The 24,724-nt window shown below is 70.0% G+C and carries 23 protein-coding genes; 5 read left to right on the forward strand and 18 right to left on the reverse strand.

Translation table 11 applies throughout. The annotated features are described in order from the left end of the window. Nucleotides 1–199: 199 nt before the first annotated feature. The 3 genes from AB0J80_RS11200 to rarD all read left to right on the forward strand — a co-directional run bounded on the left by AB0J80_RS11200 (nucleotide 200) and on the right by rarD (nucleotide 2,319). The gene (locus AB0J80_RS11200) at nucleotides 200–583 is read left to right on the forward strand and encodes a phage holin family protein (RefSeq protein ID WP_364703304.1); all 384 of its coding nucleotides are present in this window, start codon (nucleotides 200–202) and stop codon (nucleotides 581–583) included. Between the two features lie 590 nt (nucleotides 584–1,173). Next, complete coding sequence (locus tag AB0J80_RS11205) at nucleotides 1,174–1,338, forward strand: hypothetical protein (RefSeq protein WP_364703307.1); 165 nt, start codon at nucleotides 1,174–1,176, stop codon at nucleotides 1,336–1,338. Nucleotides 1,339–1,389: 51 nt separating this feature from the next. Then, the gene (gene rarD, locus AB0J80_RS11210; protein ID WP_364703310.1) at nucleotides 1,390–2,319 is read left to right on the forward strand and encodes an EamA family transporter RarD; all 930 of its coding nucleotides are present in this window, start codon (nucleotides 1,390–1,392) and stop codon (nucleotides 2,317–2,319) included. A gap of 24 nt (nucleotides 2,320–2,343) precedes the next feature. On the opposite strand, the gene AB0J80_RS11215 is transcribed toward rarD, so the two are convergent. The 3 genes from AB0J80_RS11215 to AB0J80_RS11225 form a co-directional block, all read right to left on the reverse strand. Further along, nucleotides 2,344–3,054: a zf-HC2 domain-containing protein gene (locus AB0J80_RS11215; protein WP_364703313.1), complete on the reverse strand. Its 711-nt coding sequence runs from the start codon at nucleotides 3,052–3,054 to the stop codon at nucleotides 2,344–2,346. Continuing rightward, nucleotides 3,051–3,566 carry a sigma-70 family RNA polymerase sigma factor gene (locus AB0J80_RS11220; protein WP_364703315.1) on the reverse strand — a complete coding sequence of 172 codons (516 nt, stop codon included), beginning with the start codon at nucleotides 3,564–3,566 and terminating at the stop codon, nucleotides 3,051–3,053. The genes AB0J80_RS11215 and AB0J80_RS11220 overlap by 4 nt, the downstream gene beginning before the upstream one ends. Before the next feature lie 89 nt (nucleotides 3,567–3,655). Next, nucleotides 3,656–4,450: an IclR family transcriptional regulator C-terminal domain-containing protein gene (locus tag AB0J80_RS11225; protein WP_364703318.1), complete on the reverse strand. Its 795-nt coding sequence runs from the start codon at nucleotides 4,448–4,450 to the stop codon at nucleotides 3,656–3,658. Nucleotides 4,451–4,604: 154 nt separating this feature from the next. Between AB0J80_RS11225 and AB0J80_RS11230 the strand changes: the two genes are divergently transcribed. After that, the gene (locus tag AB0J80_RS11230) at nucleotides 4,605–5,819 is read left to right on the forward strand and encodes an MFS transporter (RefSeq protein WP_364703320.1); all 1,215 of its coding nucleotides are present in this window, start codon (nucleotides 4,605–4,607) and stop codon (nucleotides 5,817–5,819) included. On the opposite strand, the gene AB0J80_RS11235 is transcribed toward AB0J80_RS11230, so the two are convergent. Then, the gene (locus AB0J80_RS11235; protein WP_364703717.1) at nucleotides 5,797–6,768 is read right to left on the reverse strand and encodes a polyprenyl synthetase family protein; all 972 of its coding nucleotides are present in this window, start codon (nucleotides 6,766–6,768) and stop codon (nucleotides 5,797–5,799) included. The genes AB0J80_RS11230 and AB0J80_RS11235 overlap by 23 nt on opposite strands. Nucleotides 6,769–7,021: 253 nt before the next feature. Between AB0J80_RS11235 and AB0J80_RS11240 the strand changes: the two genes are divergently transcribed. After that, on the forward strand, nucleotides 7,022–8,263 hold the full coding sequence (locus AB0J80_RS11240; protein WP_364703323.1) for a glycosyltransferase 87 family protein: 1,242 nt from the start codon (nucleotides 7,022–7,024) through the stop codon (nucleotides 8,261–8,263). A gap of 234 nt (nucleotides 8,264–8,497) precedes the next feature. Here the strand turns inward: AB0J80_RS11240 and nuoN are convergent, their stop codons facing one another. Genes nuoN through AB0J80_RS11310 form a run of 14 tightly spaced genes read right to left on the reverse strand, consistent with a single transcriptional unit; the run spans nucleotide 8,498 to nucleotide 24,719 of the window. Further along, nucleotides 8,498–10,030, reverse strand: a complete 1,533-nt coding sequence (gene nuoN / locus AB0J80_RS11245) for an NADH-quinone oxidoreductase subunit NuoN (protein WP_364703325.1) — start codon at nucleotides 10,028–10,030, stop codon at nucleotides 8,498–8,500. 2 nt (nucleotides 10,031–10,032) lie between these two features. Beyond that, the gene (locus AB0J80_RS11250; RefSeq protein WP_364703328.1) at nucleotides 10,033–11,571 is read right to left on the reverse strand and encodes an NADH-quinone oxidoreductase subunit M; all 1,539 of its coding nucleotides are present in this window, start codon (nucleotides 11,569–11,571) and stop codon (nucleotides 10,033–10,035) included. Continuing rightward, on the reverse strand, nucleotides 11,571–13,496 hold the full coding sequence (gene nuoL / locus AB0J80_RS11255) for an NADH-quinone oxidoreductase subunit L (protein ID WP_364703331.1): 1,926 nt from the start codon (nucleotides 13,494–13,496) through the stop codon (nucleotides 11,571–11,573). Before nuoL ends, AB0J80_RS11250 begins: the two co-directional genes overlap by 1 nt. A gap of 12 nt (nucleotides 13,497–13,508) precedes the next feature. Further along, nucleotides 13,509–13,808, reverse strand: a complete 300-nt coding sequence (gene nuoK / locus AB0J80_RS11260; protein WP_364703333.1) for an NADH-quinone oxidoreductase subunit NuoK — start codon at nucleotides 13,806–13,808, stop codon at nucleotides 13,509–13,511. After that, on the reverse strand, nucleotides 13,805–14,572 hold the full coding sequence (locus AB0J80_RS11265; RefSeq protein WP_364703335.1) for an NADH-quinone oxidoreductase subunit J: 768 nt from the start codon (nucleotides 14,570–14,572) through the stop codon (nucleotides 13,805–13,807). The genes nuoK and AB0J80_RS11265 overlap by 4 nt, the downstream gene beginning before the upstream one ends. After that, entirely contained in the window at nucleotides 14,569–15,225 is a 657-nt protein-coding gene (gene nuoI, locus AB0J80_RS11270) for an NADH-quinone oxidoreductase subunit NuoI (RefSeq protein ID WP_364703338.1), read from the reverse strand. Before nuoI ends, AB0J80_RS11265 begins: the two co-directional genes overlap by 4 nt. Before the next feature lies 1 nt (nucleotide 15,226). Continuing rightward, entirely contained in the window at nucleotides 15,227–16,615 is a 1,389-nt protein-coding gene (nuoH, locus tag AB0J80_RS11275; RefSeq protein ID WP_364703341.1) for an NADH-quinone oxidoreductase subunit NuoH, read from the reverse strand. Next, entirely contained in the window at nucleotides 16,612–19,134 is a 2,523-nt protein-coding gene (locus AB0J80_RS11280) for an NADH-quinone oxidoreductase subunit G (RefSeq protein ID WP_364703344.1), read from the reverse strand. Before AB0J80_RS11280 ends, nuoH begins: the two co-directional genes overlap by 4 nt. Next, nucleotides 19,134–20,450 carry an NADH-quinone oxidoreductase subunit NuoF gene (gene nuoF / locus AB0J80_RS11285; RefSeq protein ID WP_364703347.1) on the reverse strand — a complete coding sequence of 439 codons (1,317 nt, stop codon included), beginning with the start codon at nucleotides 20,448–20,450 and terminating at the stop codon, nucleotides 19,134–19,136. Before nuoF ends, AB0J80_RS11280 begins: the two co-directional genes overlap by 1 nt. Beyond that, nucleotides 20,447–21,631, reverse strand: coding sequence for an NADH-quinone oxidoreductase subunit NuoE (nuoE, locus tag AB0J80_RS11290; RefSeq protein WP_364703350.1), 1,185 nt, complete (start codon nucleotides 21,629–21,631; stop codon nucleotides 20,447–20,449). The genes nuoF and nuoE overlap by 4 nt, the downstream gene beginning before the upstream one ends. After that, complete coding sequence (locus AB0J80_RS11295) at nucleotides 21,632–22,957, reverse strand: NADH-quinone oxidoreductase subunit D (protein ID WP_364703353.1); 1,326 nt, start codon at nucleotides 22,955–22,957, stop codon at nucleotides 21,632–21,634. After that, nucleotides 22,954–23,679 carry an NADH-quinone oxidoreductase subunit C gene (locus AB0J80_RS11300; protein ID WP_364703356.1) on the reverse strand — a complete coding sequence of 242 codons (726 nt, stop codon included), beginning with the start codon at nucleotides 23,677–23,679 and terminating at the stop codon, nucleotides 22,954–22,956. The genes AB0J80_RS11295 and AB0J80_RS11300 overlap by 4 nt, the downstream gene beginning before the upstream one ends. After that, nucleotides 23,676–24,347 (reverse strand): NADH-quinone oxidoreductase subunit B, encoded by a 672-nt coding sequence (locus AB0J80_RS11305; RefSeq protein WP_071806979.1) that lies wholly within the window; start codon nucleotides 24,345–24,347, stop codon nucleotides 23,676–23,678. Before AB0J80_RS11305 ends, AB0J80_RS11300 begins: the two co-directional genes overlap by 4 nt. Before the next feature lie 6 nt (nucleotides 24,348–24,353). Next, complete coding sequence (locus AB0J80_RS11310) at nucleotides 24,354–24,719, reverse strand: NADH-quinone oxidoreductase subunit A (protein WP_364703358.1); 366 nt, start codon at nucleotides 24,717–24,719, stop codon at nucleotides 24,354–24,356. Nucleotides 24,720–24,724: the final 5 nt, after the last annotated feature.

Genomic DNA, 24,724 nt, shown 5'->3' on the forward strand with positions numbered 1-24,724 from the left:
CCCGCAGAACAGCCGGCCCGGACCTCAAGCGGCCCACGCTGCGGCCGCGCCTCGTCACCCCGCGCTACATCGCCCGCGCGCGTGGTCACCGACCCCGGGACCGCCGCAACCGTCGATTCGATGACTTTCTCGACGTAGCCGGGCAAGATCGCGGAGTGTTGCTGCTCTTGGTGGCTCGGGCGTGGCACCATCGCGAGCCATGGGCATCATCATCCGGCTGGTGATCACCGCCGTATCGCTGTGGATCGCCACCTTGGTCATCGAGGGCATCCGGCTCACCACTGACTCGGTGACCGGGAAGGCCGGCACGCTGCTGGCCGTCGCGGTCATCTTCGGCATCGTCAACGCGGTGCTTCGCCCGATCATCAAGACGATCGGCTGTGGGCTCTACGTGCTCACCCTGGGCCTCATCTCGGTGGTGATCAACGGGCTCCTCTTCATGCTCACCAGCTGGATCGCGGGCCAGTTCGACCTGCCGTTCCACGTCGACGACTTCTGGCCCGCCGCAGTGCTCGGCGCCCTCCTCGTCGGCGTCGTGAGCTGGCTCCTCAACATGCTCGTCCCCGACGGCGACGACGACTGACCCGAGGACACACCGCCCCCGAGGGCGACAACCCCGGGAACGCACCGCCCCCAAGACACGACACCACGGGAACACACCGCCCCCGAGACACGACACCACAGGAACGCACCGCCCCGAGGCGACGCCAGGGGGCGGTGCGGCGACGAGGCCCCGGACGCAACCCGGCACCGGAAGACCTCCGGAAGCCGCATCACGCCCACCCGAGCCAGGATCGACACGCGGGCCCACCCCTGCGCGGGGTGCAGGTGCCGAGGCAATGCCGTCTTCACCGGCGGGGCGACGACGGCCACGATGACCTCGACCACTTGCCCGGCGAGCCACCCCCCGGCGGGCCCACCACCCGCGTGAGAAATCACTCGCGCCCGCCGCCCGTTGACTCCACTTTCATGCTGAGAGACCGCCGCGACGGCTTCCTCCTGACCGACGATCCCGCGCTGTCGACCACCATCTCGTCCACCGCTGGATCTCCACCGACACCTACCGGGCCGCCGGCCGCGACCGCGACACCATGGATCGCGCCATCGCCGGGTCCGAGGTGGCGGGTATCTACCGGGAGTCCGATCAGCGGCAGGCGGCGTTCGCCCGGGGTCGTGACGGACGGGGCGGTCTTCGCGTACCTGGGTGACCCGGATCTTCGGCGCCGTGGGTGGCGGTTCCTGCTCGTCACGAAGACGGCTCAGCACGTGTACGCCCCGCTGGGCTTCACTCCTGTCGACGCCGCTCGCTGGATGATCTGTGATCCGACAGCCTCGTGAGCTTCGGCATATGCAAGGACCGCTCCCCCATCCGGGCCTTACGGTGGTGCTATGTCTGAGGAACGGCGTGGATACCTGTACGGGCTGGCTGCGTACGGGCTGTGGGGCTTCTTCCCGGTGTACTTCAAGATGCTCAAGCCCGCCACCCCGTTCGAGATCCTCGCCCACCGCGTGATCTGGTCCGTCGTCTTCATCAGCCTGCTACTCGCCGCGCAGCGGAACTGGCGGTTCGTGGGCCGGGTGGTGCGCGACCGGCGGCTGCTGCGCGGGGTGACGGCTGCCGCCCTGCTCATCGGCGTGAACTGGGCCACCTACATCTACGGCGTCAACTCCTCGCGGGTCGTCGAGACCGCGCTGGGCTACTTCATCACGCCTCTGGTCGTCGTTCTGCTCGGTGTCACCGTGCTGCGGGAGCGGCTGCGGGTGTGGCAGTGGGTGGCCGTCGGGGTCGGGGGTGTCGCCGTGGCCGTGCTGACCGTCGACTACGGGCGCCTGCCGTACATCGCTCTGGTGCTGGCCGCGAGCTTCGGGGCGTACAGCCTGGTCAAGAAGCGGTTGTCGCTGCCGCCCGCCGAGGGGTTGTTCGTCGAGTCGTTCGTCCTGGCCGTGCCCGCGCTGGCGTACCTTGCGTGGCTCGGAGGGGATGCGACGTTCGGGCGTGTCTCGGCGTGGCACACCGTGCTGATGGTGCTGTCCGGCGTCGCCACGGCCGTACCGTTGCTGCTCTTCGCCGGGGCCGCCAACCGGGTGCCGCTCGTCGGTCTCGGGATTCTTCAGTACGTGGCGCCCATCCTGCAGCTGGGCTTCGGGGTTCTGCTGTTCCACGAGCCGATGCCCGCCGCCCGTCTCGCCGGCTTCGCGCTGGTGTGGATCGCCCTGGTCATCTTCACCGTCGACGGGCTCAACGGGGCGCGTAAGAGGACGGTGACCGACCCCGCGGCCGCCACCGCGGAGCCGGCCACCGCCCTACCGCCACGCTGACGGTCCCACGGAGGAGACGGACCGTCAGGGGACGTCGTAGGCCAGCAGCGTCCGGCCGTCGTTACGGACCAGTGCCAGCCGGGCCAGCGTGCTGCCGGCGTAGTGCGTGACGCCCGACATGATGAACTCCTTGCCCGGCGACGCGATCCAGGAGCCGAGCTGCTCGCTCTCCTGGTCCGGCCCGTACGCCATCAGCCGGATCATGTACGCCTCGGACTGCGCGTCTCCCCGGTTGTACGCGCAGACCAGGTGGACCTTCGTGCCGCCCGGCGCAGCCGTGAGGTTGATCTGCGCGGTGACCGGGACCTGGTCGTTGGCGGGCGTCATCGCCACCGTCGGGCCCGGTGCGGACGGGTCGGGGGCGTCGCGGCCCGTCCAGAAGACCGCGCCGATGCCGGCCACCAACGCCAGGCAGGCCGCCGCGAGGGCCGCGCCCATCACCCGCCATCGGACCCGTTTGCGTTCCTGGCGCCGGGTGGTCTGCGCGGCCGAGACCAGGTCCGGCATGCTCGTTCGCCGGCGAGGCACGGGTGGCGGCGGGAAGTCGGGTTCCAGGAGCCGTTCGAAGTCGGCCGGGTCGAGGCGGCCCAGCAGTCCCGGCAGCACCGCGATGTCGGCCACCGCCTCGCGGCAGAACGAGCAGGTGGCGAGGTGGCGTTCGTAGGCGGCCCGTTCGGACGGGGACAGGGCGCCGAGGACGTACGCGCCGTCGTCGTGCTCGTGGTCGCATCTCATCCCGTCACCCCCATCTCAGCCAGGACCATGCGCAGCGAGCGCAGGGCATAGTGCGTCCGCGACTTGACCGTGCCGGGCGGTACACCCAGCCGTGCGGCCGCCTCGGCGACCGAGCGCCCCTGGTAGAAGCACTCGACCAGAACTTCACGATGGCTCTGGGACAACCGCCCCAGGGCCTCGGCAACCGTCCACGCTTCCACTGCTCGGTCCGCCTCGTCCGCGCTGGGCGGAGGCTCGGGAATCATGTCCGTGACCACCTCGCCGACCCGTACCGACCGGCGCCGCCAGGCATCGATGGCCAGGTTGCGCGCGGTGGTGAAGAGCCATGACCGCACCGTGCCCCGTTCGGGGTCCAGCGCCTCCGGATATCGCCAGGCCCGCAGCAGGGTTTCCTGCACGAGGTCCTCGGCCCGCTGACGGTCGCCTCCGGAGAGGCGTACGGCGTGCGCGAACAGGGCTTCCCCGTGCTCGTCCTGCAGAGCGCGCAGCAGCTCGGCGTCCTGATCCTCCAAGGCTGCCGACCTCCCCTCGCGCGTTCCACCCTGCTTTACGGGCGCGAGGGGTCCGGGGGTTCAACAGGTCATTGAACGAGCAAGTTCATTCACGCCGTCGCCGCGTCGCCGGTGGACAGCGCCTCGGCGACGCTGCGGGCCGCCGCGGTCAGCTTGGCGCGCACCACCCGGGCCGAGGTGAGCATCTCCGCGGCGGGCAGCGAGCACGCGAGGACGAGACGGCGTTCCATGTCCCGGTCGGTGATGACGTTGACCGCGGCGCAGGCGAGCCCCTGACGGAACTGGCCCATCTCGAGCTGCATGCCGCGCCGCTCACCGGCGGCAAGGTCGGCTTCGAGCGCCTCGGGGGTGGTCAGAGTCGCCGGGGTGAACGCGCGCATGCCCCAGTCGCGCAGGTAGCGGGCGCGTTGGTCGGCGGTCAGCGTGGCCAGCAGCGCCTTGCCGAGCGCCGTGGCATGGCTGCCCTCGTCGAAGCCGGGGACCATGTCGTCCATGAACGGCGAGCGGGCGCCCTCCGCGCAGGCGGTCACCGCGATCCGGCCGCCGACGAACCGGCCGAGGTAGTGGCTGTAGCCCGTGTCGACCGCCGCGCGCCGCAGCGCCTCGCCGACGGATGGCGGGCCACGGAACGCGGACACCAGTTCGCGATATCGGTCCGCGATCTCGAGGCCGACGATGTACGTGCCGTCTTCTCGCCGGATCACGTATCCCTCGTACGCCAGGGTGCGGACGAGGTGATACGTCGTGGCAACGGTCAGCTCGCATCGCCGAGCGATCTGTTTCACGGTGAGTCCGCGCGGGGCCCGACCTACCGACTCGAGCACACGCAGGGCGCGTGACACGCTCCGGATGAGATCTGACGGCTCCGCCAGGGGGTCGCGCACAGCTACCTCCGACGCCGGGGACTTACACCATATGAATAATCTTCCGCCGACGGAATGCCTGGAGCGTGTCGACCATGACCAATCTCTACGCGACGTGTGGCTCTTGACACTCAGGGTCTAGAAAGGGCGGCGCGCGGGCATACGCTCGCCACCGATGACTGACTCCACCATCTCGCCGCAACGCACCACCGTGACCAGCGCGGACGGCGTCAGACCGAGCCGTGCGGCGGCCGGCGCCCTTACCACGACCATCGCCTGTTCGGTGCCCGTGTTCCTCGTGGGCGGCCTCGCCGTGCAGATCGGTGCCGAGCTCGATTTCTCACCCGCGGGGCTGGGCCTGGCCGTCTCGGCGTACTTCGGCGTGACCGCGCTCGCCTCGGTGCCCGCCGGCGCCCTCGTCGAACGCTTCGGCGCCACCGCCGTCGCCCGCGCCGGGATCGGCCTCGCCGTCGCCTCGCTGCTCACCGTGGCGGTCGCGGCGCGTTCACTGTGGAGCCTCGTCATCATCCTGGCCCTCGGTGCCGCCGCCAACGCCATGGGGCAGCTGGCGAGCAACGTGAGCCTGTCGCGGCATGTGCCCGTACGCCGGCAGGGTCTGTCGTTCGGGGTGAAGCAGGCGGCCATCCCGGTGAGCACGTTGCTGGCGGGCGCGGCGGTGCCCGTGGTGGCGCTGACCGTCGGCTGGCGGTGGGCGTTCGTGTCAGCGGCCGTGGGGGCGGCCGCGGCGCTCTTCCTCGTACCGGTGGAGAAGAACGAGGCACGACGGCCGCGCGAGGAACGCGGTGAGCGAGCCACCGCGGCGCTCGTGGTGCTCGGGGTGGCCGCCACCCTCGCGGCGGCCTCAGCCAACGCCCTGGGCTCGTTCCTGGTCGACTCCGCGGTCGCGCGCGGCATCGCACCCGGCCCGGCGGGACTGGCGCTCACGTTGGGCAGCGCGGTGTGCGTCGCCGCGCGGATCGGCGGCGGATGGCAGGCGGATCTCTTTCCCGGACGCCAGATCATGGTGATCGCCGGAATGCTGGCGGCGGGGTCGGCCGGGCTGATGCTGCTCGCCGTGCCGGGCATCGTGACGCTCGTGGTGGGCGTCGTGGCCGGCTTCGGGCTCGGCTGGGCCTGGCCGGGGCTGATGAACTTCGCGGTGGTCCGGCTGCATCCGCAGGCGCCCGCGGCGGCCACGTCCATCACGCAGACCGGCGTCTACGCGGGCGGCTGCATCGGGCCGCTAGGGCTCGGCACGGTGGCGCAGGCGGCCGGATACCCGGTCATGTGGACGATCGCCGGCGCGGCGATGCTGGCCGCGGCGGCGCTGATGGTCGTGGGCAGCCGGATGCTCCGCCGGCACCGGGTCAGCTCGTCCGGTCGGCGATGAAGTCGCAGAGCGACTCCATGGCGCGGCGCGGCGATCCGTCCGGCAGGGGCGCCAGCTGGGTCCGGGCCTCCTCCGCGTAGGTGCGGACGGTCTCCCGGGCACGCTTCATGGCCGCGGACTCGCGCAGCAGGCCCAGCGCCTCGGCGTGCAGCGCGTCGTCCACCAGCGGGCCCGAGGCGAGCAGCTCCCGCAGCCGCACCGCGGACGCGTCCGTGTCGTCGCCCGCCAGCGCGTAGAGCACCGGCAGCGTCGGCACGCCCTCGCGCAGGTCGGTGCCCGGCGTCTTGCCCGACTGCACCGACTCCGACGCGATGTCGAGGAGGTCGTCGGAGAGCTGGAACGCGATGCCGATCGTCTCCCCGTACCCGGCGAGCGCCTCGACGTGCTCGGGCGTCGCACCGGAGAAGAGGCCGCCGAAACGCGCCGACGTCGCGATGAGCGACGCGGTCTTCTCGGCGATGACGTGCAGGTAGTGCTCGATGGCGCCGCTATCGCGCGGCCCGACCGTCTCAGCGATCTGGCCGTGCACCAGCCGGGAGAAGGTCTGCGCCTGCAGGCGGACCGCTTCCGGGCCCAGCGTCGCCGCGATGTCCGCGGCGCGCGCGAAGAGGTAGTCACCCACGAGGATGGCCACGGAGTTGCCCCAGCGGGCGTTGGCGCTGGCCGCACTGCGGCGCACGGCGGCCTCGTCCATGACGTCGTCGTGGTAGAGCGTGGCCAGGTGGGTCAGCTCGACGACCAGCGCCGCCGGCACGATCTCCGGCCGGGTGGGGTCACCGAACTGTGCCCCGAGCGCCACGATCAGCGGCCGGAACCGCTTGCCACCCGCATCCATCAGATGCCGTGCGGCCTCAGCGACCAGGGGGTCGGCGCTGGCCACGTTGCTGCGCAGCGCGTCCTCCACCACGGCAAGCGTCGCCGACACCGAGGCATCGACCGCGGGGTCGATATCGAGGCCGAGCGACGTCAGCGCGCTGTCAGCAGTCACGGGTTTCACGATGCCATACGAGAGTCCCTCCGGCCGCTCCAGGGGGGTTGAGATCAAAATCATTTGATGGTACGGGCACAGGAACGCGGAGTGGCACACGGCGGAGCCGATTGCCTGGTCCAGCCCGGGCCGCGGCCGCCGGGCGGGGAGCTTCTCGGTGCGAACCAGAGGGCACCCTTGACGGCATCTATTCACTCAGTGAATAGTACCCGCCATGATTTTCAGCGATTCGAGCGCCCTCCAGCGGATCGACGCGACACGGCGGCGGCGACCGACCACCTGGCGGGCCATGAGCTTCGCGGTCAGCGCCGCCTTCGCGGCGGGAGTCGCCGCGTTCGCCGGCCAACAGGTGCAGGCATCCTGGGGTCGATGGGCCGTCGGCGGATACGCGCTCGCCGCGCTGATCACCTTGCTGTGGCGACACCCGGCGGCGCGTACCACCGCGACGGCAACCGCGTTCTCCGGCGCCGTCGTGGCGCCCCTGGTCTGGTTGGTCACCGGCGGACGTCACATGTCGACCGTGGGGATGGGCGCACTGACTGTGGTGAAGCGCGCCGGGCGGCTGCTGGTCGAGCACGGCAGCCCGTACCTGCCGCTGGAGCAGCTCACCGATCCCGAGTCGCTGAATCCCTACGGTCCGCCCTTGACGGTCTTCGGCCTGCCGCACGCGCTCGGACTGCACGGCTGGGCCGGCAATCCGCGCACATGGTTCGGGCTCGCCGCCGCACTGCTCGGCTACGCGGCACTCCGGCTTCTGAAGGCCGACCATCCGATACGTACGCTCACAGCGGTCCTCGCCTCACCCGTACTGGCATTGCCTTTCGTGCTCGGCGGCACCGACCTGCCGGTACTCGGCCTCCTAGCGCTCTCGGTCGTCCTGCTGTCCCGCGGCTCGCACATCCGCACGGCCGGCGCCGCGCTGGGATTGGCGTGCGCGATGAAGGTCACGGCCCTGCCCGCGGTTCTCGTGCTCGTACCCATGCTCATGATCCGTGACGGGCGGCGATCCGCGTTCACCTTCGCGGCGTCCGGCTTCCTGGCGGCACTGGCGTCGTTCGTGGTCACCGCGCCGGCCATGGTTCTCGACCCGTACGACCTGTTCCGCAACATGGTGCTGTTCCCGCTGCGTTTCACACCGCAGAAGACCACGGCGGCCAGCCCGCTGCCCGGACACGTCATCGCGACATCCGAGTCGACCGGCGCCACGCTGATGACGGCATTCCTGGTGATCCTCGTGGCGGCCGCGTGCGTCCACCTGTGGCGGCATCCTGCGCGGGACGTGCGCACCGCCGTACTGCAGATGGCGGTCCTGTGGACGTTGATCTTCAGCCTGGCGCCGGCAGCCCGGTACGGCTACTTCATCTACCCGCTGCTCCTGCTGGGCCTGCGCAACCTTCTCGCGGCCGGTCAGTCAACGGCCGCGCGCAGCAGGGAGAAGACGGTCTCCCCCCTTTGATCCGTTGAACTGAAGGAACGACTGCTGCTCGGAGGCGCCCGTGGACTGGTCGGGAAGCCCCCCTCGGCGTGGCCCGGCTGCCGTCGGTGCAGCCGTGGCGACGCTCGGTCTCCTCGCGATGATCTGGCCGGTCGACGGCACCCCACAGCCGCGATAACGCCCGAGCCCGCGGGATGCAGGCGCCGGGAAAGCGAACAGCCCCGGCGAGACGCCGGGGCTGTTTGATATTGACGACTATCTGACGAATTGGGCCGCGTCGTTGGTGAGGTCGAGCAGCGGGGCCGGGACCACGCCGAGGGCGAAGGTCGCGATCACGCCGATGGCCAGCGCCGCCGAGGTGTAGAAGCCCGGAATGGACACGGCAGGCGTGGTCTCGCCCGGCTCCTGCAGCCACATCATCACGATGACCCGCAGGTAGGGGAACGCCAGCAGCATGCTGGTGATCACACCGAAGATGACCAGCCAGGTCTGGCCGCCGTCGATCGCCGCCCCGAAGACCGCGAACTTGCTCGTGAAGCCGCTTGTCAGCGGGATGCCCGCGAAGGCCAGCAGGATGAACGAGAAGACGCCGGCGAACAGCGGGCTCTTGCGGCCCAGCCCGGCCCAGCGGGACAGGTGCGTGGCCTCGCCCTCCGCGTCGCGGACCAGGCTGACGATGCCGAACGCGGCGAGCACGGAGAAGCCGTACGCGACCAGGTAGAACATCGTGCTGGACAGGCCCTCCTTGTTCAGCGCCAGCACACCCACCAGCAGGTAGCCCGCGTTGGCGATCGAGGAGTAGGCCAGCAGCCGCTTCATGTCGGTCTGGGTGACCGCCAGCACCGCGCCCACGAACATCGTCAGAACCGCGATGACGCCGAGCACCGGCTGGTAGTCCCAGCGGACCCCTTCGAAGGCCACGTAGAGCACCCGCAGCAGGGCACCGAAAGCCGCGACCTTGGTGCAGGCCGCCATGAGCGCCGTGATCGGCGTCGGAGCCCCCTGGTAGACGTCCGGCGTCCACACGTGGAACGGCGCCGCCGCGCTCTTGAAGAGCAGGCCGATGGCGACCAGTGCCAGGCCGCCGAAGAGCAGCACCTCGCTGCGGGCCGGGTCGGCGACCGCGGTGTGGATGGACGCGAGGTCCACCGCGCCGCTGAAGCCGTAGATGAGCGCCACGCCGAAGAGGAAGAAGGCCGACGCGTACGAGCCCAGCAGGAAGTACTTCAGTGCCGCCTCCTGGCTCAGCAGGCGACGCCGCCGGGCCAGCGCGCAGAGCAGGTACAGCGGCAGCGAGAAGACCTCGAGCGCCACGAACATCGTCAGCAGGTCGTTCGCCGCGACGAACAGCAGCATGCCGCCGAGCGCGAAGACCGTCAGCGGGTACACCTCGGTGGCACCGGGCTGACCTCCGGCCTGCCGCAGGTCCTTCTGCGAGCCGACCGTGATCGCGGCCTGCGAGACGAACGCGCCGCCGGCCTCGATCGACCGCTCGCCGATCAGCAGCAGCGAGACGATGCCCAGCAGCAGGATCGAGCCCTGCAGGAACAGCGTCGGCCCGTCGACGGCGACCGCGCCGCCGATCGTCACCAGCCGCTTGTCGCGGATCCAGATCACCACGACCAGCGCGGCGACCAGCGACACCAGCGCCAGGCCGAGCTGGACGCCGTGCCGGCGGGTCTTCGGCACCAGGGCCTCGAACAACACGCCCACACAGGCCGCCCCGAAAAGGATCAACATCGGCGCGAGGGCCGCGTAGTCGATCCCGGGCAGTTTGAGGTCTCCCATGGCTACGGCGCCACCTTTCCGTTCGCGACCGCCGTCGGCGCCGGATCGGTCGTGCCGACGTCCTGCATCGTCGCCTGGACCGCCGGGTTGATCACATCGGTGACCGGCTTCGGGTAGAAGCCGAGGAGCAGCAGCAGGAGCACCAGCGGCGCGACGACGACCTTCTCGCGCAGCGTGATGTCCTTCTGCATCGCCGGCACCTCGGTCAGCGCCGGGTTCAGCGTGCCCTGCGTGGTGCGCTGGAACATCCAGAGCACGTACGCGGCGGCGAGGATGATGCCGACCGTGGCGATCACCGCGTAGACCTTGTGCGTGGTGAAGGTGCCGATGAGCACCAGGAACTCGCTGATGAACGGCGCCGTGCCGGGCAGGGCCAGCGAGGCCAGGCCGGCGAAGAACAGCACCCCGGCGAGGACCGGGACCAGCTTGCCCGCGCCGCCGAAGTCGCTGACCAGGGCCGAGCCGCGGCGGGCCACGAACATGCCCACCACGAGGAACAGCAGCCCGGTGGCGAGGCCGTGGTTGACCATGTAGAGCACCGAGCCGGTGCCGGCCTGGGTGGTGAAGGCGAAGATGCCGATGCCGATGAACCCGAAGTGGGCGATCGACGTGTACGACACCAGCCGCTTGAGGTCGTTCTGACCGACCGCCAGCAGGGCCGCGTAGATGATCCCGATGACGCCGAGGATCAGTGCCGCCGGGGCGAACCAGCGCGCCGCCTCCGGGAACAGCGGCAGGCAGTACCGCAGGATGCCGAAGGTGCCGACCTTGTCCAGCACGCCGACGAGCAGCGCGGCCGCGGGCGCCGGAGCGGCACCACCGGCGTCCGGCAGCCAGGTGTGGAACGGGAAGAACGGCGCCTTGACCGCGAACGCGATGAAGAAGCCGAGGAACAGCCACCGGGCGGTGTCCGTCTCGAACGCCGCGGAGGCCTCCTTGAGGTGCGCCCAGTCGAAGTTGTGCCCGCCGACCACCCACAGGCCGATGACGGCGGCCAGCATGAAGAGGCCGCCGACGAGCGAGTAGAGGAAGAACTTCACCGCGGCGTACTGGCGGCGCTGGCCGCCGTACGAGCCGATGATGAAGTACATCGGCACGAGCATGACCTCGAAGAACACGTAGAAGAGGAAGACGTCGGCGGCCGCGAAGACGCCGATCATCGTGCACTCGAGCGCCAGCAGCAGCGCGAAGTACGTCGGCACCGACCGCTGGGTCTCGTCGACGTCGTTCCAGGACGCGAGGATGACCAGCGGGACGAGCACCGCGATGAGCACGAGCATCACCAGGGCGATGCCGTCGGTGGCGAACGTGAACCGCGCGTTCCACGTGGGGATCCACTGGTAGGACTCGCGGAACTGGAAGCGGTCGCCGTCGACCTGGAACGCCACCCACATGCCGATGCTCAGGGCGAGCACGGCCAGCGACCACACCAGGGCGATCGTCTTGGCGAGGCTGCCCTTGCTCTTCGGGATGAAGGCCACCACTGCCGCGCCCACCAGCGGGAGCAGCGTCAGGATGGACAGGAACGGGAAGTCCTTCATTACGCCAACCACCCCAGCTGGATCGCGAGGAACGCGCCGACGACCAGCACGGCGCCGGTGAGCATGGACAACGCGTACGAACGGACGAAGCCGGTCTGGAGCCGGCGCAGGCGCCCCGAGCTCCCGCCGACGGCGGCCGCGAGGCCGTTGACCACGCCGTCGATGCCCTTGTTGTCGAGGTAGACCAGGGCGCGGGTCAGGTAGATGCCGGGCCGCTCGAACACCGCCTCGTTGAACGCGTCGGTGTACAGGTTGCGGCGGGCGGCTCGCACGACCGCGCCGGCCGGCTGCTCCTGCAGGGCGGTGCCGTTGCGGAACAGCGCCCAGCCGAGGCCCGCGCCGATCAGCGTGACAACGATGCTGAGCGTGGTGAGCAGCCAGTGGGCGAGCACCGGCGTGGCCTCCGCCTCCTCCTGACCGAAGACCGGCTCCAGCCAGTCCGGCACGGAGGTCGACATGAGCCAGCCGGCGGCGATCGAGCCGAGCGCCAGCAGCATCAGCGGCACGGTCATGATGTACGGCGACTCGTGCGGCTCCTTGATGTCCTCGGTCCAGCGCTTCGGCCCGTGGAACGTGAGGACGAACAGCCGGGTCATGTAGAACGCGGTGAGGCCGGCGCCGATCAGCGCGGCCAGGCCGTACAGCCAGGCGGTCCAGCCCTCGCGCTCGAACGCCGCCACGATGATCGGCTCCTTGGAGAAGAAGCCGGACAGCGGCGGGATGCCGATGATCGCGAGCCAGCCCGTGGCGAAGGTGAGCCAGGTCCACTTCATGTACTTGCTCAGAGCGCCGAAGCGGCGGATGTCGACCTGGTCGTGCATGCCGTGCATGACCGAGCCGGCGCCGAGGAACATGTTGGCCTTGAAGAAGCCGTGCGCGAGCAGGTGGACGATCGCCAGCGCGTACGCCGCACCGCCCAGCCCGACGCCCAGGAACATGTAGCCGATCTGGCTGACCGTCGACCACGCGAGGACGCGCTTGATGTCGTCCTTGGCCGCGCCGATGATGCAGCCCATCAGCAGGGTGATCGCGCCGACGCTGACCACGATGGTCTGCAGCGTCGCGTTCGCCGTGAAGATGGCGTGCGAGCGGGCGATCAGGTACACGCCGGCGGTGACCATCGTCGCCGCGTGGATCAGGGCCGAGACGGGGGTCGGGCCCTCCATGGCGTCCGGGAGCCAGGCCTGCAGCGGGAACTGGCCGGACTTACCGGCGGCCCCGAGCAGCAGCAGGATGCCCATGATCAGCACGGTGCCGCCGGAGAGCGCGGAGACGCCGTTGAAGACCTCGTCGTACTGGGTGGTGCCGAGCGTGGCGAACATCAGGAAGATGCCGATCGCCAGGCCGGCGTCGCCGACCCGGTTCATCAGGAACGCCTTCTTGCCGGCGGTGGCCGCGGACGGCCGGGTGTACCAGAACGAGATCAGCAGGTACGACGCGAGACCCACGCCCTCCCAGCCGAAGTAGAGCATCACGTAGTTGTTGCCGAGCACCAGCAGCAACATCGCCGCGACGAAGAGGTTGAAGTACGCGAAGAACTTCCGCCGCCCCGCGTCGTGCTCCATGTAGCCGACCGCGTACAGGTGGATGAGCGAGCCGACGCCGGTGATCAGCAGGACGAAGACGCCGGCCAGCGGGTCGAACAACAGCCCGAAGTCGACGTGCAGCTTGCCCACGGCGATGAAGTCCCACAGGCTCACCTCGGCCGAGCGGGCCTCCGCGTCCAGACCCCGCAGGCTGAAGAACATCGACAGGCCGAGGACGAAGGTCGCGGCGACCGCCAGCACGCCGAGCCAGTGGCCCCACTTGTCGGCCTTCCTGCCGAGCAGCAGGAGGACCGCAGCGCTGGCGAGCGGAATGGCGACAAGCAGCCAGATTCCGCTCAGGAGCCCCGTCGCGTGGGCATACTCCACTGTCTGTTCCACGTGAAGGCCCCTTTAGTACTTGAGGAGGTTGGCGTCGTCGACGCTCGCCGAGCGCCGCGTCCGGAAGATCGACATGATGATCGCGAGCCCCACCACGACCTCGGCCGCCGCGACGACCATCACGAAGAACGAGATGATCTGGCCGTCGAGGCCGCCGTTGATCCGGCTGAAGGTCACCAGCGCGAGGTTCGCCGCGTTGAGCATCAGCTCGATGCACATGAACAGCACGATCGCGTTGCGGCGCACCAGCACCCCGGCGGCGCCGATGGTGAACAGGATCGCCGCGAGTACGAGGTAGTAGTCAGGAGTCACTTCTCAGTCCCCTTGGGTGCGGCCTCGCGCTCGGTCAGCTCCCGCTGGGGCAGGATCGGCGAGAGCGTGCGCTCCGATTCCCTGCCGTCGGGCAGACGTCCCGGCACGGCGACGGACATGGTGTTGGCGTAGACACCCGGGCCCGCCTTCGCACCGGGGTAGTTGCCCGGCCGGAAGCGCTCCTTCATCCGCGTCACCTGGTCGACCTTGTCCTCCTTGGCGCGCTCGACGTGCGCAAGCACCATCGCACCCACCGCGGCCGTGATCAGCAGCGCGGACGTGACCTCGAAGGCGAAGACGTACTTGGTGAACAGCAGCCGGGCGATGCCCTGGACGTTGCCGCCGGCGTTGGCCTCGCTCAGGCCGGCCACCGCGGTGCCGCCGAGCGAGCGGGCCAGGCCGGTGGCGACCAGGACGCCGAAGCCCACACCGAGCAGGATCGCCGCCACCCGCTGACCCCGCAGGGTCTCGATGAGCGAGTCGGAGGCGTCGCGGCCGACGAGCATGAGCACGAACAGGAACAGCATCATGATGGCGCCGGTGTAGACGATGATCTGCACCGCGCCGAGGAACGGCGCCGCGTTGACCACGTAGAGGAAGCCCAGGCAGAGCATCGTGACGACCAGCCACAGCGCGGAGTGCACCGCGTTGCGGGCCAGCACCATCCCGAGCGCGCCGACGACCGCGAGCGAGCCGAGGATCCAGAACGCCCATGCCTCACCGGTGGAGACCTGTGCCGCGGCGTCGGCCGCGTACGCCATCATCGCTTCACCTCCGCGGGCTGGTCGCCGGCGTTCTCCTTGCGCAGGGTCCCGGCCGTCTCCGGCCGGCTCCCTGGCGCAGCCGCGGTGGAGGCGTCCTGCGCTCCGTTCTGCGACCACGGCGCCCGCTCCGCGCCGGCCGACGTGCCCGGGTTGGTGAGCGCACCGATGTAGTAGTCCTTGTCGGTGTCGCCGAGGCGCATCGGGTGCGGCGGCTGCTCCATGCCGGGCAGCAGCGGCGCCAGGAGCTCCTTCTTCGTGAAGATGAGGTCCTGGCGGCTGTCGCGGGCCAGCTCGTACTCGTTGCTCATGGTCAGCGAACGGGTCGGGCAGGCCTCGATGCACAGGCCGCAGAAGATGCACCGGGCGTAGTTGATCTGGTAGATGCTGGCGTACCGCTCACCGGGCGAGAAGCGCATCTCCTCGGTGTTGTCGCCACCCTCGACGTAGATCGCGTCCGCCGGGCAGGCCCAGGCGCACAGCTCGCAGCCGATGCACTTCTCCAGGCCGTCCGGGTGCCGGTTGAGGATGTGCCGCCCGTGGTAGCGCGGCGCCGGCTTCGGCGGGGAGAACGGATAGTCGGTCGTGATGACCTTGCGGAACATGTGCGCGAAGGTCACCCCGAAGCCCTTGAACGAGCCCGTGAACGTTCCCACGTCACACCTCCTTGTCTGACGTGTCGTCGGGGGCTGCGTTCGTGCCGCCGACCGTGGCGGGCTGGCGTTCCGCGACCGCGCGGCGGGCGCGCGGGCTGGGCGGGACCTGCAGGTCCATCGGGGGCACCGGGAAGCTGCCCGGCGGGCGGGCCGCCAGCTGCTCCTCGATCGAGTACTCGCGCGGCTTCTTGCTCGCCGGCCAGAGCAGCGCGATGCCGAGCACCACCACCGCCGCGACGATGTACACGAGGTACCGCGCGCCGCCGTCGACCCGGTTGTTGGTGACCCGGACGCCGGCCAGGAAGAGGATCCAGACCAGGTTGACCGGGATCAGCACCTTCCAGCCGAAGCGCATGAACTGGTCGTAGCGCATCCGGGGCAGCGTGGCCCGCAGCCAGATGAAACCGAACAGCAGGATCAGCACCTTGATCAGCCACCACAGCAGCGGCCACCAGCCGGAGTTGGCGCCCGCCCAGAAGCTCGTGACCGGGGCCGGGGCCCGCCAGCCGCCGAGGAACAGCGTGGTGGCGAACGCCGAGACGGTGATCATGTTGATGTACTCGGCCAGGAAGAAGAGCGCGAACTTGAACGACGAGTACTCGGTGTGGAAGCCGCCGACCAGCTCCGACTCCGCCTCGGGCAGGTCGAAGGGCGCCCGGTTCGTCTCACCGACCGCGGCGATGCAGTAGATGATGAAGCTCGGCAGCAGCAGGATCGCGTACCAGCTCGGGGCGGTCGGGTTCCAGCCGAGAATGTCGACGCTCGACTCGCCGTTGCCGGCCTGCGCCTTGACGATCTGCGAGGTCGACATCGTGCCGGCGGTCATGAAGACGGCCACGATCGACAGGCCCATGGCGACCTCGTACGAGATCATCTGGGCGCTCGACCGCAGGCCGCCGAGCAGCGGGTACGTCGAGCCCGACGCCCACCCGGCCAGCACCACGCCGTAGACGCTCATCGAGGAGCAGGCGAGCAGCACCAGCACCGAGGCCGGCACGTCGGTGAGCTGCAGGGCCGTCTTGTGGCCGAAGATCGACACGACCGGCCCGAACGGGATCACCGAGAACGCGGTGAAGGCACAGGTCGCCGAGATCACCGGGGCGATGAAGTACACCGCCTTGTCGGCGGTCTTCGGGATGATCTCCTCCTTGAACGGCAGCTTGATGCCGTCCGTGAGGCTCTGCAGCCAGCCCTTGGGCCCGACCTGGTTGGGGCCCGGGCGGACCGCCATCCGGGCCACGACCTTGCGCTCGTAGTTGATCGTGAACAGGGTCAGCAGCAGCAGGACGACGAAGACGCCGAGCAGCTTGATGAGGACGATCCACCAGACGTCGTTCTCGAACGTCTGCAGCGTCGGGTCCTCGGCGGCCGCGAGAATCGTGGTGTTCATGAGTTATCCCCTTCTACAAGGGTTTTCCCTCGCAGTGCGGCGGAGCCGCTTTCGGTAGGCACAGCGAGGACCGGGCCGGGCTTGCCGGCGCTGAGCCGGACCACCGCACCCGAGGTGACGCCGAGGCTGCGACGGACGGTCGAGCCGGGCGAGTTCGTGGGCAGCCACACCACCTGCGGTGGCAGGTCCGTGATCGCGGCGGGCAGCGTGATCGCACCTCGGTCGGTGCCGACCGTGACGGCGTCGCCGTCGGCCACGCCGAGCGCCTCGGCGAGGTCCTTGCCGAGGCGCACGAGCGGGGTACGGGCCGTGCCGGCCAGCACCTCGTCGCCGTCGAGCAGGGCACCGAGGTCGATCAGGTGGTGCCAGGTGGCCAGGACCGCCTCGTGCTCACCGAGCTTCGGCAGGCTGCCCGCGGTGACCGCCGGCAGCGCCGGGCGCGCCGAGCGGCTCGCCGGCATGGTGCCCAGCTCCCGGCGGATGGCAGCCACATCACCGGTGCCCAGCGAGACGTCCATAGAGGCGGCGATCGCCTCCAGGACGCGGCCGTCGGTCATCGCGCCGGTGGGCAGCACGGCGTCGAAGGTCCGCAGCCGGCCCTCCCAGTCCATGAACGTGCCGGCCTTCTCCGGCGCCGGTGCGATCGGAAGGACCACGTCGGCGCGCCGGGTCACGGCGCTCTGCCGCAGCTCGATACTGACCAGGAACGGCACCGCGTCCAGGGCCTCCTCGGCCAGGCGCGGGTCCGCGAGGTCCGCCGGGTCGACACCGGCGACCAGCAGGCCGCCGAGGGAACCGTCCGCGGCGGCCGCGAGGATCCCGTCCGTGTCGCGGCCGACGGCGGCGGGCAGGGCGCTCGCCTCGACGTCCCAGGCGGCGGCGAGCTCCGCCCGCGCCGCCACGTCGGTGACCGGGCGGCCACCGGGCAGCAGGTTGGGCAGGCAGCCGGCGTCCACCGCGCCGCGGTCGCCCGCGCGCCGCGGCACCCAGGCGAGCCGGGCACCGGTCCGGGCGGCGAGCGCGGCCGCGGCCGAGAGACCGCCGGGCACGCTCGCGAGCCGCTCACCGACGATCAGCAGCGAACCGGGCGCGCTGAGCGCGGCCGCCACCGTGGCGTCGGTGCCCAGCAGCCGGGCCTCGTCGCCGGGCACCGCCGGCACGACCGTCGCGCCGAGCTTCTCGAAGCCGCGGCTCAGGAACGGCGCCACGGCCGTGACCTTGAGCTTCTTCTTCCCATGGGCCTTGCGCAGACGCAAGAAGAGGATCGGGCACTCCTCCTCCGGCTCCAGCCCGACGATCAGCGCGGAGGACGCGTTCTCCACGTCCTCGTACGTCACGTCGGTGACCCCGGCGACCGAGGCGGCCAGGAAGTCCGCCTCCTCCGCCGACAGCGGGCGGGCCCGGAAGTCGATGTCGTTGGTGCCGAGGGCGACCCGGGCGAACTTCGCGTACGCGTACGCGTCCTCGACGGTGACCCGGCCACCGGTGAGCACACCGACGCCCTTGCCCTTAGCGGCCGCGAGGCCCTCGGCCGCGACGAGGAGCGCCTCCGACCAGGAGGCCTCCCGCAGCTCGCCGGTGCCGGCATCGCGGACCATCGGGGTGGTGATGCGGTCGTATCCGGTGGTGTAGCGGAAGCCCCACCGGCCCTTGTCGCAGTTCCACTCCTCGTTCACCGCCGGGTCGTCGCCGGCCAGCCGGCGCAGCACCTTGCCGCGGCGGTGGTCGGCGCGCATGGCGCACCCGGCCGCGCAGTGCTCGCACGTCGTCGGCGTGGAGACCAGGTCGAACGGGCGGGCCCGGAACCTGTACTGCTCGCCGGTCAGCGCGCCCACCGGGCAGATCTGGATGGTGTTGCCGGAGAAGTACGAGTTGAACGCGACGTCGCCCTCGCCCTCGCCCACCTGGCCGTCACCGGTGCCCGTGCCGCCGAAGAAGTCGTCGCGGTAGACGTTGATCTGCTCACCGGACGAGCGGTCCATCAGATCGATGAACTTGTCGCCGGCGATCTCCTCGGAGAACCGGGTGCAGCGCTGGCACAGGATGCACCGCTCGCGGTCGAGCAGCACCTGGCTGGAGATGTGGATCGGCTTCTCGTACTCGCGCTTGTGCTCGTGGAACCGCGAGTCCGCCCGGCCGTTGGTCATGGCCTGGTTCTGCAGCGGGCACTCGCCGCCCTTGTCACAGGTGGGGCAGTCGAGCGGGTGGTTGGCGAGCAGCAGCTCCATCACGCCGCCCTGTGCCTTGGCGGCGACCTCGGACGTGAGCTGGGTCTTGACCACCATGCCCTCGGCCACCGTCTGGGTGCAGGAGGCGACCGGCTTGCGCTGGCCCTCCACCTCGACCAGGCATTGGCGGCAGGCGCCGGCCGGGGCCAGCAGCGGGTGGTCGCAGAACCGCGGGATCGCCGTACCCATCCGCTCGGCGACCCGGATGACCAGCTCGCCCTTCTCGGCCTGCACCTCGACGCCGTCGATGGTGAGGGTGACGGTGTCCGCCTTCTTGGCGACGTCGGTCATCAGTGCGCTCCTACCAGGGCCTTCTCGGACAGCCGCGGAGCGGTCCGGCCCTCGATGTAGTCCAGGTAGTCCTGCCGGAAGAACTTCAGCGTGGACACCACCGGGGTGGCCGCACCGTCGCCGAGCCCGCAGAAGGACCGCCCGAAGATGTTGTCCGCCGTGTCCTGCAGGGTGTCCAGGTCCTGGTAGGTGCCCTGACCGGAGAGGATCCGGCGGTACGTGCGCACCATCCAGTAGTTGCCCTCGCGGCACGGGGTGCACTTGCCGCAGGACTCGTGGTGGTAGAACTCCAGCCAGCGCCAGGTCGCGTACACCGGGCAGTCCTGGTCGGAGAAGATCTGCATCGCCGTGGTGCCCAGGATCGAGCCGGCCGCCGAGACCCCCTCGAAGTCCATCGGGGTGTCGATGTGCTCGGCCGTCAGCAGCGGCGTCGACGAGCCGCCCGGGGTCCAGAACTTCAGGTTGTGGCCGGGCTTCATGCCGCCCGCGAGCTCGATCAGCTCGCGCAGGGTGATGCCGAGGCCGCACTCGTACTGGCCCGGGTTGGCGATCCGGCCCGAGAGCGAGTAGATCATCGGGCCGGACGACTTCTCCGTACCCATGCTCTTCCACCAGTCCGCGCCGCCGAGCACGATGTAGGGCACGCTCGCGATGGTGCCGACGTTGTTGACTACGGTCGGGCTGGCGTAGAGGCCGGCGATCGCGGGGAACGGCGGGCGCAGCCGGGGCTGGCCGCGGAAGCCCTCGAGCGAGTCGAGCAGCGCCGTCTCCTCGCCGCAGATGTACGCGCCCGCGCCGCTGTGCACGACCAGGTCCAGGTCGAACCCGGAGCCCAGGATGTTCTCGCCGAGGTAGCCCTTGGCGTACGCCTCCTTGACGGCGTGCCGCAGGCGCCGGGCGGCGTGCACGGCCTCACCGCGGATGTAGATGAACGCCCGGCTGGCGCGGATCGCGTAGGAGGCGATGATCGCGCCCTCGATCAGCGAGTGCGGGTCGTACGTCATCAGCGGCAGGTCCTTGCAGGTGCCCGGCTCGCCCTCGTCGGCGTTGATGACGAGGTAGTGCGGCTTGCCGTCGCCCTGCGGGATGAAGCCCCACTTGAGACCGGTCGGGAAGCCGGCACCGCCGCGGCCGCGCAGGCCCGAGTCCTTGATGAGCTGGATCAGGTCGTCGGGGTGCACGTCCAGCGCCTTGCGGACCGCGGCGTAGCCGTCGAGCCGCTCGTACGTGTCGATCTTCCAGGCGTCCGGCGACAGCCAGCGCTTGGTCAGGACGGGGGTGAGCTTCTGGAGCACCTCGCGCCGTGGCTGAGTCACTTCTTCTCCTCGGTGCCGCGCTTGTTCTGCGGCTTCGCTCCGCGCTTGCGCGCCGCAGTGCCCTCGCTGACGATGCTCTCGCCGCGCTCGGTGTCGCCGGCGGGCTTGCCGTCACCGGCCGGGGCGTTGCTCGCCGCGCCGGCGGCCTCGGCCGGGCTCGCCGGAACCTGGGCCGCTTCCACCTTGGACGCGTCCGGGGTGGGCGTGGACGCGTCGGGGTTGCGGTCCTCGGCGGCGCGTACCTCCGGGTCCTTGACGTCGCCGGCCTTGACCGGCGCGCCCGCCTTGCGGTGCTCGACGACGTGCTCGGCCTTGTCCACGACGGCGGCCGCCGCGTTCTTGACCGCGTCCGCCGCCTTCTTCGCCACGCTGGCGATCTTGCCCTCGTGCTTCGCCGCGGGCGGCTTGGCGCCGGCCGGAGCCGGGTCCTTGACCGCCTTGGCGGAGTCGTCGCGAGCGGGCTTGGTCGTCGTGATCGGAGTGTCGATGTTGAAGTTCGCCACCGCCACACCGTGTTCCTGCGCCAGCGCCACACCACGCAGAGTGGGGGCACCGGCCACACCGTCCGCGACGGCGCCCTCGCGCTCGTCGGCGAAGCCGGCCAGCTGCAGCTGCATCTCCTTGAGGGAGCAGATCCGCGCCCCGCGGCTCGGCGTGGGCCGCTCGCCGTTGCGCAGCTTCTCGACCAGGCCGACCGCCGCCTCGGGGGTGGCCTCGTCGATCGTGAAGTCGTAGTTGACCGTCACGACCGGCGCATAGTCGCACGCCGCCAGGCACTCCGCGTGCTCCAGCGTGATCTTGCCGTCGGCCGTGGTCTCGTCGTGGCCGACGCCGAGGTGCTCGGTGAGGCCGTCGTAGATCTCCTGGCCGCCGAGCACGTTGCACAGGGTGTTCGTGCAGACGCTGACCAGGTACTCGCCGGTCGGGCGCCGCTTGTACATGGTGTAGAACGTGGCCACCGCGCCGACCTGGGCCTTGTTGATGCCCAGGACCTCGGCGCAGAACGCGACGCCGTTGGGGCTGACGTGCCCCTCCACCGTCTGCACGAGGTGCAGCAGCGGCAGCAGCGCGGAACGCTCCCGGCCCGCGGGGTAGCGGGCGATGATCTCGAGCGCGGGCTCAAGGAGCCTCTCCGCCAGCGGGGAGGCCGCTGGGGAGAAGTCCACCGTGGTTTCGGACATTTAGCGGTCACACCCACCCATCACGGGGTCCAGAGAGGCGCCGCCGGCGATCACGTCCGCCAGCAGGGCGCCCTCGGCCATCGCGGGGATGGCCTGGAGGTTCACGAAGCTCGGGTCGCGGTAGTGCACCCGGTAGGGGTGCGTGCCGCCGTCGGACACCGCGTGCACGCCGAGCTCGCCGCGCGGGTGCTCGATGGCGACGTACACCTGGCCCGGCGGAACGCGGAAGCCCTCGGTCACGAGCTTGAAGTGGTGGATCAGCGACTCCATCGACTGACCCATGATCTTGGCGACGTGCTCCAGCGAGTTGCCCAGGCCGTCGACGCCGAGGGCGAGCTGCGAGGGCCAGGCGATCTTCTTGTCCTCGACGTAGATCGGCCCCGGGCGGAGCCGGTCGAGCGCCTGCTCGATGATCTTCAGCGACTCGCGGATCTCGGCGACCCGGACCAGGTAGCGGCCCCACACGTCGCCCGTCGTCGCGGTCGGCACGTCGAACTCGTAGTTCTCGTAGCCGCAGTAGGGCATGGTCTTGCGCAGGTCCCAGGCGAGTCCCGCGGAGCGCAGCACCGGACCGGTGATGCCCAGCGAGAGGCAGCCGGTCACGTCGAGAACGGCCACGCCCTGGGTGCGCTCCTGCCAGATGACCTGGCCGGTGAGCATGTCCTCGTACTCCTTGAGCTTCTTGGGCATGTAGACCAGGAAGTCGCGGATCTTCTTCAGCGCCGACTCGGGCACGTCCTGCGACAGGCCGCCGGGACGGATGTAGCCGTTGTTCATCCGCAGGCCGGAGGTCTCCTCGAAGATGTCGAGGATGTACTCGCGCTCGCGGAAGCCGTACAGCATCATCGAGATCGCGCCGAGCTCCATGCCCGTGGTGGCCAGCCACACCAGGTGTGACGCGATCCGCTGGAGCTCCATGAACATGACCCGGATCGTGTTCGTCCGCTCGGTGATCTGATCGGTGATGCCGAGCAGCTTCTCCACGGCGAGGCAGTAGCCGGCCTCGTTGAACATGTTGGACAGGTAGTCCATGCGGGTCACGAACGTGACGCCCTGGGTCCAGTTGCGGTACTCGAGGTTCTTCTCGATGCCGGTGTGCAGGTAGCCGATGACCGGCCGGCACTCGGTGACCGTCTCACCCTCGAGCTCCAGCACGAGGCGCAGCACGCCGTGGGTCGACGGGTGCTGGGGCCCCATGTTGACGACGATCTTCTCGTTGCTGAGCGGATCGATGCCCTCGGTGACGGTGTTCCAGTCGCCGCCCGTGACCGTGAAGACGCGGCCCTCGGTGGTCTCTCGCTCGGTGGCGTATCCGGACTGTGTCATTGGTAGACCCTCCGCTGGTCAGGAGGCGGAATCTCGGCGCCCTTGTACTCGACGGGCACGCCGCCGAGCGGATAGTCCTTGCGCTGGGGGTGACCCTCCCAGTCGTCCGGCATGAGGATCCGGGTCAGGTTGGGGTGCCCGTCGAAGACGACACCGAACATGTCGTACGTCTCCCGCTCCTGCCAGTCGGCGGTCGGGTAGACGGAGGTGACACTCGGCAGGCTCTGCCCCACGGCGACCGCGGCCTCGAGCCGCACGCGGCGCCGGTAGGTCATCGAGGTCAGCTGGTACGTGACGTGCAGACGCCGCTCGTCGCTGCCCAGGTAGTCGACACCGTCGACCGAGGAGCACAGCTCGAAGCGCAGCGCGTCGTCGTCGCGCATGATCTGGCACACCTCGGCGATCCGCTCCGGCCGGATGTGCAGCGTCAGCTCACCGCGGTCGACGACCACCTTCTCGACCGCGTCGGCGAAGCCTGGATAGGCCTCCTCGAGCGCGTCGTAGACCTCGTCGAAGTAGCCGCCGAAGGGACGCGGGCTGTCCACCGTGGTGGGCCGGCGGCGCGCGAGGCCGCCGAAGCCCGAGACGTCGCCGGTGCCCTTGACCCCGAACATGCCCTTGTGAGGGCTGGGCGGGACCTGAGCGGGGGCGTCGATGTTCGCGCCGACCGGCTGGGTCGCCGGCACACCGCCGTCGGATCCGGAGTCCGTACTGGTGCTCACTTCCCACCCTCCCGCAGATGCGGCTGCAGCTTCATCCAGTTCTCGATGCGGAGCTGCTCCTCGCGGCCTTCCTTGACCGCCTGCGTCCACTCGGCACGCCGGGCCTTGTCCACCCGGTACGACGACGGCATCGCGCCCGGCGCGACGATCGGCACGTCACCGCGCTCCTTGCGGGCCTCGAGCATCTTGCGGCCGTTCGGGCCGAGCGGCTGGGCCATGACCTTCTCGCGCATCTTGAGGATGGCGTCGATCAGCATCTCCGGCCGCGGCGGGCAGCCCGGCAGGTAGATGTCGACCGGGACGATGTGGTCGACGCCCTGCACGATCGCGTAGTTGTTGAACATGCCTCCCGACGAGGCGCAGACGCCCATCGAGATGACCGAGCGCGGCTCCGGCATCTGGTCGTAGATCTGCCGCACGACCGGGGCCATCTTCTGGCTGACCCGGCCCGCGACGATCATGAGGTCGGCCTGCCGGGGCGAGGCCCGGAAGACCTCCATGCCCCAGCGGCCGAGGTCGTAGTGGGGGCCGCCGGCCGCCATCATCTCGATGGCGCAGCACGCGAGGCCGAACGTGGCGCCCCAGAACGACGACTTGCGGGCCCAGTTCGAAAGCTTCTCGACCGAGGTCAGCAGGATGCCGCTCGGGAGTTTCTCTTCGATACCCATGATTGATCAGTCCCAGTTCAGGCCGCCACGCCGCCACACGTACGTGTAGGCGATGAAGACGGTGACGATGAAGAGGACCATCTCCACGAACCCGAACAGGCCCAAGGCCTCGAAGGACACGGCCCACGGGTAGAGGAAGATGGTCTCGATGTCGAAGACGATGAAGAGCATCGCGGTCAGGTAGAACTTGACCGGGAAGCGCCCACCGCCGATCGGCTGGGGCGCCGGCTCGATGCCGCACTCGTACGCGTCCAGCTTGGCCCGGTTGTAGCGCTTCGGGCCGACGATGGGCGCGACCGACACCGAGAACAGGGCGAAGAGCGCACCGAGAACCAGCAGCCCGACGATCGGTACGTAAGGATTGAGCGTCATGCCGT

This window comes from Actinoplanes sp. NPDC049548, from assembly GCF_040676695.1.
In the GTDB taxonomy this organism is placed as follows: Bacteria; Actinomycetota; Actinomycetes; order Mycobacteriales; family Micromonosporaceae; genus Actinoplanes.